General features: G+C 39.8%; 9 protein-coding genes and 1 pseudogene. 2 read left to right on the top strand and 8 right to left on the bottom strand.

Annotation, left to right across the window (positions count from 1 at the left end; genetic code table 11):
- Nucleotides 1–2 precede the first annotated feature (2 nt).
- Together AC6I5B_RS04310 and mobQ are read left to right on the top strand one after the other, a co-directional pair.
- A complete protein-coding gene (locus AC6I5B_RS04310) occupies nucleotides 3–224 on the top strand; it encodes a DUF3847 domain-containing protein (RefSeq protein WP_257464058.1) in 222 nt (73 codons plus the stop codon).
- 141 nt (nucleotides 225–365) lie between these two features.
- Entirely contained in the window at nucleotides 366–2,075 is a 1,710-nt protein-coding gene (gene mobQ / locus AC6I5B_RS04305; protein WP_412361297.1) for a MobQ family relaxase, read from the top strand.
- Between the two features lie 150 nt (nucleotides 2,076–2,225).
- On the opposite strand, the gene AC6I5B_RS04300 is transcribed toward mobQ, so the two are convergent.
- The 8 genes and pseudogenes from AC6I5B_RS04300 to AC6I5B_RS04265 form a co-directional block, all read right to left on the bottom strand.
- The gene (locus AC6I5B_RS04300; RefSeq protein WP_412361296.1) at nucleotides 2,226–3,278 is read right to left on the bottom strand and encodes a CHAT domain-containing protein; all 1,053 of its coding nucleotides are present in this window, start codon (nucleotides 3,276–3,278) and stop codon (nucleotides 2,226–2,228) included.
- 139 nt (nucleotides 3,279–3,417) lie between these two features.
- Nucleotides 3,418–5,967, bottom strand: coding sequence for an ABC transporter permease (locus AC6I5B_RS04295; RefSeq protein ID WP_459639995.1), 2,550 nt, complete (start codon nucleotides 5,965–5,967; stop codon nucleotides 3,418–3,420).
- A gap of 14 nt (nucleotides 5,968–5,981) precedes the next feature.
- A complete protein-coding gene (locus AC6I5B_RS04290) occupies nucleotides 5,982–6,662 on the bottom strand; it encodes an ABC transporter ATP-binding protein (RefSeq protein ID WP_257464062.1) in 681 nt (226 codons plus the stop codon).
- A gap of 119 nt (nucleotides 6,663–6,781) precedes the next feature.
- On the bottom strand, nucleotides 6,782–7,678 hold the full coding sequence (locus AC6I5B_RS04285) for a sensor histidine kinase (protein ID WP_497773637.1): 897 nt from the start codon (nucleotides 7,676–7,678) through the stop codon (nucleotides 6,782–6,784).
- Nucleotides 7,675–8,358, bottom strand: a complete 684-nt coding sequence (locus tag AC6I5B_RS04280; protein ID WP_257464070.1) for a response regulator transcription factor — start codon at nucleotides 8,356–8,358, stop codon at nucleotides 7,675–7,677. Before AC6I5B_RS04280 ends, AC6I5B_RS04285 begins: the two co-directional genes overlap by 4 nt.
- Nucleotides 8,359–8,497: 139 nt before the next feature.
- Nucleotides 8,498–9,163: a PBECR4 domain-containing protein gene (locus tag AC6I5B_RS04275; RefSeq protein WP_257465711.1), complete on the bottom strand. Its 666-nt coding sequence runs from the start codon at nucleotides 9,161–9,163 to the stop codon at nucleotides 8,498–8,500.
- A gap of 312 nt (nucleotides 9,164–9,475) precedes the next feature.
- Nucleotides 9,476–9,775, bottom strand: a pseudogene (locus AC6I5B_RS04270) (TnpV protein); the annotation flags it as partial.
- Entirely contained in the window at nucleotides 9,715–11,625 is a 1,911-nt protein-coding gene (locus AC6I5B_RS04265; RefSeq protein WP_497773636.1) for a recombinase family protein, read from the bottom strand. The gene AC6I5B_RS04265 and the pseudogene AC6I5B_RS04270, both read right to left, overlap by 61 nt.
- Nucleotides 11,626–11,662: the final 37 nt, after the last annotated feature.

Below are 11,662 nucleotides of genomic sequence, written 5' to 3'. Positions count from 1 at the left end.
ATATGGCAGATAACAAAACAATGACAACTGAAGAAAAAGCACTTTTACAGGCAAGACACCGTCAGGAAGAAGCCGAAGCAAGAAATCGAAAAAAAGAGCGTAATGCCAGAACACGCAGATTGATTCAAGAAGGAGCAATTCTGGAAAACGTTGCTCCCCATATCAAAGAAATGGATTTAGATACTCTAAAACAGGAACTGATAATCCGACTAAGAGGATTGTAAACCAAGAATTTATACTCCCGAAGGGCGCACTTACTCACCACCCGATAAATCGGGCGGTGGTATCCTTCCCGTTGGTCAGGCTCGTGCGCTCTGCCGAGGGCTATCCGCTGTTGCAAGCAACATCGAAAGGAGGTGCCAGATATGGCAATTTATCATATGCAAGCTAAAGTCGTCAGTCGTGGTTCCGGGCGGTCTGCTGTCGCAGCCTCTGCTTATATGAGCTGCAGTCGGATGTATAATGATTATGATGGCATCCAGCATGACTATACCCGAAAACATGGACTGATTTATCAGGAAGTAATGCTTCCACCGATGGCTCCGGCTGAATGGAAAGACCGAGAACAGCTTTGGAATGCTGTAGAAGCTGCTGAAAAAACAAAGGACAGCAGACTGGCAAGAGAATTTGTTGTAGCACTTCCTGTCGAATTAAACAAGGACAGTCATATTTCTCTTCTTCAGAACTTTATTCAAGAAAACTTTGTAGATATGGGCATGTGTGCCGATTTCGCCATTCATGATACCGACGGACACAATCCACACGCTCATATTCTACTTACTGTCCGTCCATTAAATGAAAACGGAACATGGCAATATAAAACTGAAAAAGAATATCTTTGTGTAAAAAACGGAGAAGAAAAAGGATTTACTGCTTCTGAATATAAAGAAGCACAGAAAGACGGATGGGAAAAGCAGTACCGCTATAAAGCAGGAAAGAAAAAAATCTATCTTACTCCATCCGCCGCTCAGGAGCAAGGCTATGAACGTATTGATAAACATCCAAAAAGTACCCGGTATGGCAGACAAAATCCCATTTCTGAACAATGGAATAGCGATGAACAACTCTGTGTCTGGAGAGCAAATTGGGCGGATTTTACAAACAAGATGCTTGCTCAAAATCAAATCAAAGCCTCTATTGATCACCGCAGCTTTTCCGCACAGGGAATCACAGAGCAGCCTACTATTCATGAAGATTATATTGCTCAGGATATGGAAAAGAAAGGCATGGTTGCAGAACGTTGCGAAATCAATCGTCAGATTCGTGCAGACAATAAATTACTCAGAGAATTAAAAGCCCAAGTTGCTAAACTGGCTCAAGCCATTGAAAAATCTATTCCTGCAATCGCCGAGACATTGGAAGCAATCCGAAACCATATGATTTTTACACAATATCATTTGCTTCATAATGAAATGCAAAAAGAGGTAATTCACGACTGGATGTACAATCTCAAACCGATTTTAAGCAAATACAACACCGTAAAGAAAAAACTGAAAGACAAAGCTGCTGAGAAAAAAACATTGAATTTACAGAAAGATAAAACCAGTTTCTTAAATCCAATCCAGCATATAAAATTAAATCAGCAGATTACAACTGTAACAGAAGAAATCGAGGAACTGAAATCCGCTAAAGAGCAACTATTATTTCAGGCAGAGTGTTCCACCGATAAAGATATGGTTAAACTCTCTGACAGATACAATCAGATGATGAAAAATCTGGAAACTCTGGATTCTCAGGATGCCACCCTCAAAGAACAGCTTGAAAAAGATGCCTCAGCTTTCCGAGAAGAACGATTTTGTCCTAAATCAGACCAATATACAGAATTACTGGATGCCAGGATCCAGATTCGACCTGATTTTCGGGATAAATTGATTAAACAACTCAAAGGTGCCTTTGGTAAATATTATGACTATCACCGCCGTGATTTTGCATCCAACAAAGTAGATTATCTGAACGCAGAAGACCCAAACCTCTTTTCCCGCCGCTCATGGGAACTTGAGTATCAGAAAAAGCAGGAAATGCGAAGAAAACAACCTGTTCGCTCCAAGAAAAAATCACGTGATATGGAATTGTAGTTATCTTTAAAAGGCGTATGGGAGCCAATCAAACCCATACGCCCTTTATATTTCCATTTTCAATTCTATAAACAACAATTTACTTAGTTCTCTATTAATGACTAAACTTTGATCAAAACACCATATTCATTAAGCATAATTGTAGATAATCTATTGTGGTTGTACTAAAATAATATTTTCTGCTTGTAAATCCTCTCGAACAAATAACTCAGGTGTTGTTTCTTCTGGAATTCCCTCCAGCATTAAAGCTGCCTTTGCTTGATTAAAAGCTGATTTCAAATTTTTCCCAAAACCTATTGAGGAATAAAACTGCGAAGCAAATACAAGTGCAGCTTCATCACCTATAGATGTGTTCATTCCAATTGCGGCATCAACATGTTCTACAATATGTTTTGCTTGAATTGCAGAGAAACACGCATTGAAGAAAATCAATCGCACCTTATCTGAAAGCGTCATGATTATCTGTGCCATTGCCTCTTTAGTAACTAATTTACTCTGTCCATTCACGTTTTCAAAAGCTAAATCCCCATTAGAAGCACCATGCCCACTAAAATGAATAATATCAGGGTTCACTTCGTTAATTGCCTGTAAAAGATCCGATGTTCGCACTGCCCATCTTGTTTCGAATCTGATAGTGTCTCTATAATCTGATTTTCTAATCATTTCTTGTATTGCCCGAGATTCCGCATCTAATCTTAATGATTGGGTATCTATAGGATTTGATGCCAAGAATAGGACAGTTATAATTTCTGGGATTTTTTGTAAATTCTCAATCTGGCTCTGCATTTCACTTTGTCTCTGCTCATGAACTTGAACCGTCCTATTTAATTCTGAAATCTGACGTTGAGTTTTTTTCTGCATTTCTGCTTCCTCTTTCATTCGTTGCTCATGCGCCTTCTCTTCTTCTCGTTCAACCTTCTTCTGTTCATCCGATAATTCTTTTTCCAATTTTGAACTCTTTTTTTCTATATATGCAATTTTCTTTTCTGCTGCTGTTATCTCTTTTTCTGCTCTGTTTATATCATTCATTTTTGACTTAATTGTAGTTACATTCTTCGTTCTTGTTATTGCAGCATTTGCATTATCAATCTTAATTCTTGCTTTTGCAATTTTATCCTTTTCCTTAGCTTTATCAGAAACTAACTTAACAATCTCTTCTCTCTTCCTTATGATATTTTTTCTATATGTATCTATAAGAGCCATATATACCTCCATATATTGAAGTCTCACCAACTCGTAAAACCTAATTTTTTCTCTCTAATGTAATTATACATCACTTTTCCACATAGTAAAGAAAAAGCAAGTCATTTTTCAGACTTGCTTTCCACTACGCTACATATTTCTATTCTTTCCGAATCCTTTCAACAACGCTTTCCCGACTCATCTTTTCAAACTGATATTTTGGTATCACATATGCAATCCCAACCAAAATCGGAATCATAAGAATACATGGCACGATTGTAAGGTGCATTCGGAAGAAAAATGCCGTACCGAGTGTATTTGCTAAAATCTTCTCTGCTCCAAACACAACTAATAATACTGCAATTACAAATGCGCCTCCTAAATATAAGAATCCCTCAGACACCAGCATTTTCGATACCTGTTTTTTCGTCATCCCAACAACTTCCAAAAGCGCCAGTTCCTTTTTTCTGCTGATTACAGAAGTTGCTGTTGTATTAAAGAAATTCATAATACCGATAAAAGCTAAAATAACGACAAGGAAACCACCGATCATATAATATTTGCTGACAAACCGCTGAAAGCTCGCTTCCATATCCAATACAGAAAACACATTGATCATATCATTTTCTTTCAAAATATTTTCATCAATATACGCTTTTACCTGCTTATCCGCTCCTTTCTTTGCATCAATAGCAGCATACATGGCCGATTCATTTCCTGTCTGGGTGATATACTCCTTTTCCGGAACTAATACCGTAATATAGATAAGATCTGCATACGGATAATCCAATGCATATGGCATCAGCGCTTCTCCCATGACTTCATATTCTTTCTGGTTTCCATTCTTATATTCCATCTGAAAAACATCCCCGGTCTGATAATAAGAAACCGGATGTTCTGCATATTTGTCACCATAATCTACAAGTACATAATCTCCGCTTTTAAAGGTATCCCAAGAACATTTTTCCCCTCTCCATTCTAACTTGTCAAACACCGACTCGCTGATTCCGAGAAAATGAACACTTACTGTATTGGAAGCCTTTGCCTCTTCCCAAACCTGTTCTTCATACTCGGTCCAGTTTTCTTCATATTTATCTGCGAATGTTTCCCATGTTTTCAGAAGTTCCGGTTCCATCCTATGTGTCTCTTCTGAATAATACACATATCCTGTTTGATCACTGTCAGGACATTCATTCAGAATCTCTTTGATTTCAGGTGTAATACCGTTAAAATTCGTATTTAACAAACTATTTGTCATCTGATCCAGTTGAAAATCGGATGCTAAAAATACTTTCCTGTAAGACTCAAAATCATATCCCTGCACCAGCATCACGATACAGTTGACCACTACCATAGAAAGAGCGATAGAAAGCATAACAATCAATCCCTTTTTCCAATTTCGGAACACGTTTTGAACTGCCATCCCCCACCAGGTTACAGAAGTATTCTTTTTTATTTTCCGTTGTGACTGTCCCCCTTCTGCCAAGCGCAGAGCTTCCACCGGAGATACCTTTTCCACCATTTTACAAGCCTGCAGACTGGAGAGATACACCGTCAAAAGTGTCAAAAGTGCTGCGACAAGAAAAATCAAAGGATTGGCTGACACCACTGTCTGGGCAGTCTTTCCTGCCTGTGCGCTGATTTCAGCATCTGCGGTCAGTGACGGAGCCATACAAAGTCCTGCAAGATAACCGCAAAGTAATCCAATTGGAATCCCCACTGCTGACAATCGCCATGCTTGCATACGCACAATTTTCTTCAACTGCTTTCCTGTTGTCCCCACATTCTTCAACAGTCCATAAGCCCGAATATCCGTTTTCACAGAAATGCTAAAAATATTATAGATAATCAGATATCCAGCCAGTATCACAAACAGGATCATTATGATAAGAGAAGTAAAGGAAAAAGAGTCTTCTTCCAACAGATTATATGCTGGATTGACTTCCATTCCTGTTCCAGCTTTCGTAAAGCCTGCTGCTTTAGATATATTTTCCGTTTTCTTTTCCAGATTCCAAAGGTTCTTGTACCAGACAGAATACTCTTTGCCTCCATTATAGATGCCATTTTCTAATTCTTCCTGTGTAACAGGATAACGATTCTCCTCTGCATAGGCTTCGGATACCCAGACCATCTGTCCTAAAACAGCTTTATCCCCTTGCCAAAAACCACATATCTGAAATGTATCAGTCTTATATTGTTTCAACATTGGATTTACTTCCCAGGTCAGCGTTACTTCTTCCCCTATCTTTGGTGTAACACCTAGCGTTTCCAATATCATGCTACTGAGTGCTACTTCATTTTCTTTTTCTGGCAGTCTTCCTGTGGTTGGCAGACAATTAAAACTTTCTGCCATATTTTCATCTGCATATCTGACCTCTACGGAAAATCCAAACCGCTCATCCATTCCGGCTCCCAAAAAAATACCGGAACCGTATCGTTCCACCTCTTCGCTCTGTTCGATTGTCTGTTGCAATCGCTCTGCATCTTCTTCTGACAGATTCTGTGCACTGGCATGGGCGGAATCCATAAATTGTTTGATTTCCGTTGCTCTTTTGGAAAGAATCATGGATACACTCCCCACAAAGAGACTTGTAAATAAAAGGGAAGTCAGCATGATGGCAATGACAGCAATCACATTTCTGGCACGATTCATTTTCATAAAACGCTTCGTCAATAATCGTAACGTCTCTTTATTCTCTACTTTTACCATATGACCGCCCCCTGCTATACCAATCCACTATCTGAAACAATTTTTCCGTCTTCAATCTGCAAAATCCGGTCTGCCATCTGGGCAATCTCCTCATTATGGGTAATCATTACAATGGTCTGATGAAAACGCTTACTGGTTACTTTTAGAAGTCCTAATACATCCTGGCTTGTTCTGGAGTCCAAATTTCCGGTCGGTTCATCTGCCAGCAAAATAGCAGGTTTTGCCGCTAAAGCCCTTGCAATTGCCACTCTCTGCTGCTGTCCCCCGGATAAAGCACTTGGCAGATTTTCCAATTTTGTCCGAATACCAAGTGTATCAATGATTTCATCTACATATTTCTTTTCAATCTTTTTGCCATCCAGTTTCACGGGAAGAATAATATTCTCCCATACATTCAGCATCGGAACTAAATTATACTGTTGAAATACAAAACCAATATTTCTGCGCCTGAAAATGGTAAGCTCTTCATCTGTCATATGGCTTAAGTCCTGTCCATCCACAATTACCTGCCCGGATGTTGGATTATCCAATCCACCAATGATATGGAGCATCGTAGACTTTCCACTCCCAGAAGTCCCAACAATCGCTACAAACTCCCCTTTTTCCACTTCCAAATTTACACCATCAAGGGCTCGAACTTCCGTTTCTCCCTGTCCATATATTTTTTGTAAATCTACTGCTTTTAATATATTCATGTCTTCCTCCCTGTCTTATATTGTAAAAAAGCCTGTATTGATCTTTACAATACAGACTTTATCATAACAATGTCTCCATCCGGTTTCTGAAATATCACAGTTTTGATACTATTCGCACCTTATACGGGAAGAAACACAGAAAATGTGGAACCTTTCCCAATCTCTGATTTCACTTTCACATATCCTTTTTGCGCCTGAATAATCTCTCTTGCAAGAAATAAACCAACTCCTACCCCTGGTTGATCCGCTACTGACAGGCTTCGGTAAAACCTTCCAAATATCTTTGGTATTTCTTCCTTTTTGATTCCAATACCATCGTCGATTACATCAACCTTCACAAAGGAAGAATACTTCTCCACTTTCATCTGGACTGTTCCTCCGCCCAGCGTGTATTTAATCGCATTGTCTACGATATTTCCAAGTGCCTCTGCCGTCCATTTCAAATCACAGATAACATACAAATCTGTATCGCACACACTCAAGGTAATATTCTTCTCCCTTGCTTTTGCAGCAAACTGCTGCCGAATATCCTCCAGCAACTGCCTGATACCAACCTTTTCTGGGTGTACTGCGATAATCCCACTCTCCATCCGAGATAATTTGGCCAGTGATTGTATCAGAAAATCTAGTTTCTCCGTCTGTTCCAAAATGGTATCTATCTCTTCCTGATTTTCATGATTCGATTCAGAGAGTATTTCCCCATAAATTTTCAAATTTGAAATAGGAGTCAATGTCTGATGTGCAATGTCGGAAATAAGTTTCTGTATCACTTCTTTCTGCTCCTGCTGGTTCTTTCTTGCCAGAAAATTACTGTCTAAATACTGTTTCATGCTGTTTTCAAGGGTAGAATACTTTTCTTCAGATATTTCTGTCCGTTCCAATTCTCCATCTATCGCACAATCCAGCATTTGCTGCAGCCGGTTCAAAAGCCTTTTTTCTTTCTGATAAAAAATACAGTACCAAAATACTCCGCTCAGGAGAAATATTCCTGCAACCCATATAATTTTTTCTGTCATTCTTTCACCGCCCATGTATAACCAATTCCGTAAACCGTCTTGATATATTTAGGCTTCTGTACATCATCTTCCAATTTATCTCTGAGACGTTTGATTGCAACAGTCAGGGCATGGGCATCCACAAACTCTGTATCCCCCTGCCATACCTCGTCGATCAAGTATTCTCGTTTCAATACTTTACCTTTATTTTCACACAACACTCGCAATAACTTTTGTTCAGTCTTACTAAGTTCAATCGGTTCTCTGTTTTTAAAAAATTCCATTTTATCGAAATAGAACTCAAGTCCATCGAACTCCATAGAATCCTTTGCTGTTGCCTCTTTATTTCTAAGCTGCACAGATACCCTTGCACGCAGAACCATCAAACTAAATGGTTTCGTAATATAATCATTTGCCCCAGCTTCCAATCCTGTTACGATATCTACTTCCATGTTATTTACAGTAAGCAGAATAATCGGTACTTGACTGTTTTTCCTGATTTCTCTTACAAAATCAATTCCATTTCCATCTGGCAAGTTTACATCTAATAAAACCAATGTTATATCTTCCCTGTTTAGGATATCTCTCGCTTCCTGCAAAGTTCTGCACTGATAAAAGAAATAGGAATCATTCTTCAAGGCAAGGCGTATTCCATCATTTAATTTTTTGTCATCTTCAACAATCAGTAACTTTTCGCTCATCATTCGCTCTACTTTCTTTTAAAATCAATGATAATTATATCATTTCCAGTTTTGTAAAGTAAATAGTTGCATTGAAATGTAACAAACAAATAAAACCATGATACTGTTTTGAAAAGCAGTAGCATGGTTTTATATTTCATTATAGATTTTCTCTATCTATCATATTTTCTATTGTTTCTGAGAAACAACACTCTTTCAAATCAATACATTTATCCAGTTTCATAAGATTTGTATATTTCTCGTCTGTATAATGTTTTGATATGACAGCAAACACTTTATATGTAGGCTGTGCTGTTACATCTCTAATATCCTTTTTCAGCAATGTATTCGGCACATTTAATTTCGTATTTTTATCTTTGACAAAACCAATACAACCACAGATATTTCCGGCAGCTTTTTCAGTAAACAATTTCGGTCCTCGGTCTGTAAATTCTCCTATCATTGTTACATTTTTCTTAATAAGCATCATCCGTTCCAATATATCTAACTTCTGTCCCGTAGAGCCATCTTTTGCAAAAGAAAAATCATTTTCCGTTAATCGCTTATCCAGACATTTCTGGTAAAAATGAATTGCAGAAGATGTATCTTTTTTATTCAATCGAACTCCTGTCAGATGTAAAAAATTGTATCTATGGAAGGCGACCTCATATCCTTGTACAGATGACAAAATCTTATTCCTTTCCTGTAATTGCTTGTTCACTTCTTTTGGTAAGCCATATAGGAACAAAACTTTCTGATCCTCAAGTTGTTCTTTATATAATTGTGCCGCTTTTGTCATAATCTGAATTGCACGTCTTTTGTCCATAACTTAATCCTTATCCTATAAAATTTAGAGAAGGGAATGTTCATGCCGCAGCACTAAACATTCCCTTCTCATGGTTGATTTTTCCGTTGTCTGCCAACCTCCAGCACCTTCGTCTGGAAAATATCAGGTTTTTCCGTTGCCTGCCAACCTCCGACACCTTCGTTCGGAAAACGTATCAGATTTTAGGTGTCAACCCACCGCTGATGCACAGCTTTTCTAATTACATTCTACACGAACTATGTGGAAAATGCAATTACAATTTTATCTTATGAGACCCTGCTATATTTTATACCTTATTCAGACCACATTTCACTATTGATAAATTATCTCTTTATCTACAATCTCCCTCGCACACGCTTGTATATTATTCATTCTTCCTACCCATTCCAAGACATTTTCCACCTTTAGCTGTTCTGTAATGCCTTGTGCCTGTTTCATCTGTTCTACAAGTCTTTCAAAGCGTTCCTGTGCCTGTTCTTCTATATCAGCCAAATAACCATTCAGCCTGCCGCTTGTAAGCATATTCAGATATAGCAATCTGCGGTATTCCTTCAAATACCGCAAATGTCTTTGTCCCCATACACCGACAACCCTTTGTTCTTCTTCAGTCGGTCATTTTTTGCGGACAGTTCAATACATGCCTGTCTGTTTCGCTCCCTGCTCCTGCGTTTCGTTTCCGTTCCTTGAACCTTTCTTATCCTTTTCCTGCACTCTGGGCAATACTTTGATATTGCAGAGCGGGGAACATATTCAATGCCGCACACCGTACAATTCTTAGGCTTTAACGCTGTCCACCGCTTTGTGGGTGTGATATGTAATTCACCGACAAAGCCGATGAATTTATAATAAATCTTAATTTCCTGTCTTACTGTCCCGTCCGCAAGTTTCTCACGCTCCGAAACAAGTATCTTGTCTATGAGTGCATTTATGATGGTTGCGTCCAGTTCCTTAATACCTTGATAGTTGCGGATTAGGGAGAGGAAGTCACGGACACCCTGCGATTTCTCATAGCTGTCGTTGAGCGTTTCCGTTACCTCTTTCAGCCTTGCTTCAATTTCAAGCTGCTCTTTCTGGTATTTCCCCGACATCATCTCAAAATTCCGCTCCGTAATACGCTCCATCACCTTATCTTCATAGAGTGAGGAAAACAGCCTGTCCAGTTCTGCAAGGCGTTTGTTTAGCTTTCTCTGCTCCTTTTCCAGTGCCCTTGCCCTGCTCTGGTCTGTTTCCGTGAGCCGCTTTTCAATCGCCCTTACCGCCTTTTCATCATTGACCGCCATATCCGCAAATCGGTTGATGTCGGCAAGGACAGCGTTGAATAAATCCCTCGCTTCAATGCTGTGTGCGGTACACATAACATTGCCATATCTGCCATAATTATTGCAGGTATATTGTACGCAGTCGATGATGTCGGGGCGTTTCCTCCTGTTGGCACTCGCCGCCCGCATTGCATAGCCGCAGTCCGCACATTTGATAACGCCCGAAAAGATATTCTCAAATCCCCCTGCGTTCTGCTCCCGCCTGCGGCTCGTCATAAGCTGCTGTACGGTATCAAATTCTTCCTGCGTGACTATCCCCTCATGGGTATCGGGTATCACTTCCCATTCTTCGGGCAGCTTAGAGGGGCGTTTCTTGCTTTTCATGTTGGCGGCAATCCGCTTGTAGCCTGCAAGGTTTCCCGCATATATCGGGCTTCTTAAAATTCCCCTTATGCTGTTCTCGCTCCAAATATAACGGTTCTCCTCGTTATCTTCAAAGTGCCGCTCATAGCCTATCGCCCCCTGTGTGACCGCATAAGCGGCAGGGCGTAGGATATGCTGTTTGTTGATGTGCTTACGGATTTTGGCGATTCCGTTGCCCGCTAACGCAAGGTCGAATATCTCCCTTACCACATGGGCAACCTTGTCATCTATCAACAGATGGTTGTGGTCGGCAGGGTCTTTGACATAGCCATAAGGGGCTGTTGTTCCCATGAATTTCCCCTGCTGAAACCTCGCACGGTACGCCGATTTTATCTTGACCGACACATCGGCAGAATACATTTCGTTTAGGATGTTGCGGAAAGGCGTGATGTCCATCGCCGATTTATTGAGCGTGTCCACGCCGTCATTGACCGCTATATACCTCACGTTATGCTCTGGGAAAAACACTTCCAGATACAGTCCGCAGTCAAGGTAATTCCTCCCCAGACGTGATAAATCTTTTGTAATCACGCAGTTTATCAGTCCGTTTTCAATGTCTTTTATCATGTTCTGGAAACTAGGTCTTTGAAAATTCGTACCAGAATAACCATCGTCCACATACGTTTTTGCTATGTGCCATCCCTGCTTTTTCACATAATCCGCGAGGATGGATTTCTGTGTCGCAATGCTCGCACTCTCGTTATCCGTACCATCGTCTTTAGATAAGCGACAATAAATGCCGACTAAATAGATTTTCTTTTCTTCTTTGATTCCTGCCATACTGTAAAACCTCCGTATCTGTCCTATCTGTTTTCAT

This window comes from Faecalimonas nexilis, from assembly GCF_059731825.1.
Note: the sequence above shows the minus strand (reverse complement) of the source record. Positions and strands in the feature narration are given on the sequence as shown.

Excerpts from the sequence above, each read along its gene's own strand:
- AC6I5B_RS04310 (WP_257464058.1), top strand. The coding sequence starts at position 3 with ATGGCAGATAACAAAACAATGACAACTGAAGAAAAAGCACTTTTACAG.
- mobQ (WP_412361297.1), top strand. The coding sequence starts at position 366 with ATGGCAATTTATCATATGCAAGCTAAAGTCGTCAGTCGTGGTTCCGGG.
- AC6I5B_RS04300 (WP_412361296.1), bottom strand. The coding sequence starts at position 3,278 with ATGGCTCTTATAGATACATATAGAAAAAATATCATAAGGAAGAGAGAA.
- AC6I5B_RS04295 (WP_459639995.1), bottom strand. The coding sequence starts at position 5,967 with ATGGTAAAAGTAGAGAATAAAGAGACGTTACGATTATTGACGAAGCGT.
- AC6I5B_RS04290 (WP_257464062.1), bottom strand. The coding sequence starts at position 6,662 with ATGAATATATTAAAAGCAGTAGATTTACAAAAAATATATGGACAGGGA.
- AC6I5B_RS04285 (WP_497773637.1), bottom strand. The coding sequence starts at position 7,678 with ATGACAGAAAAAATTATATGGGTTGCAGGAATATTTCTCCTGAGCGGA.
- AC6I5B_RS04280 (WP_257464070.1), bottom strand. The coding sequence starts at position 8,358 with ATGAGCGAAAAGTTACTGATTGTTGAAGATGACAAAAAATTAAATGAT.
- AC6I5B_RS04275 (WP_257465711.1), bottom strand. The coding sequence starts at position 9,163 with ATGGACAAAAGACGTGCAATTCAGATTATGACAAAAGCGGCACAATTA.
- AC6I5B_RS04265 (WP_497773636.1), bottom strand. The coding sequence starts at position 11,625 with ATGGCAGGAATCAAAGAAGAAAAGAAAATCTATTTAGTCGGCATTTAT.